General features: G+C 61.1%; 2 protein-coding genes. One reads left to right on the top strand and one right to left on the bottom strand.

The genetic code is table 11. The annotated features are described in order from the left end of the window. Positions 1 to 421 precede the first annotated feature (421 nt). Complete coding sequence (locus tag JKG68_RS32475; RefSeq protein ID WP_202066561.1) at positions 422 to 643, top strand: hypothetical protein; 222 nt, start codon at positions 422 to 424, stop codon at positions 641 to 643. Positions 644 to 1,052: 409 nt separating this feature from the next. On the opposite strand, the gene JKG68_RS35110 is transcribed toward JKG68_RS32475, so the two are convergent. Continuing rightward, positions 1,053 to 1,145, bottom strand: coding sequence for an integrase core domain-containing protein (locus JKG68_RS35110; RefSeq protein WP_210346516.1), 93 nt, complete (start codon positions 1,143 to 1,145; stop codon positions 1,053 to 1,055). Between the last annotated feature and the right edge of the window lie 3 nt (positions 1,146 to 1,148).

Here is a 1,148-nt window from a genome sequence, read left to right as displayed (position 1 = left end):
CGCCTCCGCAAATCGGCGCCAACCAGTGAATCACAAGTCATTGCTCGGATTCAAATTTCACTCGGACAGGCTCTAAGGCGTCCCTTGAGACGCTCCGCATTGAGGAGGCTGCCATGAGATTTCTGGTCCAGTTCAAAAGGTTTCGACGTGGTGTTCCCGAGGTTATCGGAACCCTGCCCATCGTGGCCGCTGACGGTGCCATAGCCTTGGCATTAATCCGGAGCCTTGCCGGAATGAGACGCTGGCCAACCCGGACCGATGCTCTGCGTCTGATGGACGATGGCGGCCGTACGCTGCTCGACTGGACAGCGCCGGTAGCAGCCGCGGAGCCGGTCTCATACGTACCTACTTCTACTCCGGGGAAGCCAAGAGGCGACGTGCTCCGCCAAGAGCGGCAGAGCACCCAGAGGAGAACCAATTAATGCCCACCTCAGGGGAGCACCTCTTTGCCGTGGGACAAGCCATCTCCTACGCGGATGATGGTCAGCCCGAGACCTGGAAGGGCGGCTATGAGATCATCAGGCTCGATGATCCACAACGTGAGCCGCAATACGCGATCAGAAGCGCGGATCAGTCGTATGACCGGATCGTGCATGAGCACGAACTCCGCGAGGACCTGTGCGCCCGCGCCCGGGGCCGTTGAGCCTACATCTCGGGTTGGCCGTCCGGACCCGGTCAAGAAGCTGCACAAGCTGCTGCGGAAGCACAACGGACCCAAGCGGTTGGCTGCACGAAGGAAAGCGAGCGAGACATGGTACAGAACATCCTCAGTTTGGCGACCTCGATTATGCGCAAGGTTTGGGGTGCGTTGACGCCTGCCGCAGTTCCCGCTGTGCAACCACGGCCGCAGCTCAACGGAAGGCGAGGCTACGGAGACGACAGCATCAAGCTGCCCGACTGAGGCTTGAGGGCGCAGTCGCTCGGGGTGGGGCTGCTCATGAACGTCTTTCGTCGCCGGGCGAAAGCTACAAGAAGCAGAACATGGCAGTGAACGCAACTGCGTTCCCGCACCTGCGCAGCTCGCCACCCTCTCCACTAGATGTGAGTTCTGATCAGGTTGTTCCGGCGAGGGCCTGAGCCGGTGTTCGTCGGCCGAGACTACCATGCGGGCGCTGCTGATTGTACCAGGTCAGCCACCGCGGCAGGTC

Source organism: Microvirga aerilata, from assembly GCF_016743775.1.
GTDB lineage: Bacteria > Pseudomonadota > Alphaproteobacteria > Rhizobiales > Beijerinckiaceae > Microvirga > Microvirga aerilata.
The sequence above is the reverse complement of the archived record's forward strand: the minus strand, read 5'-3'. Positions and strand labels throughout refer to the sequence as shown.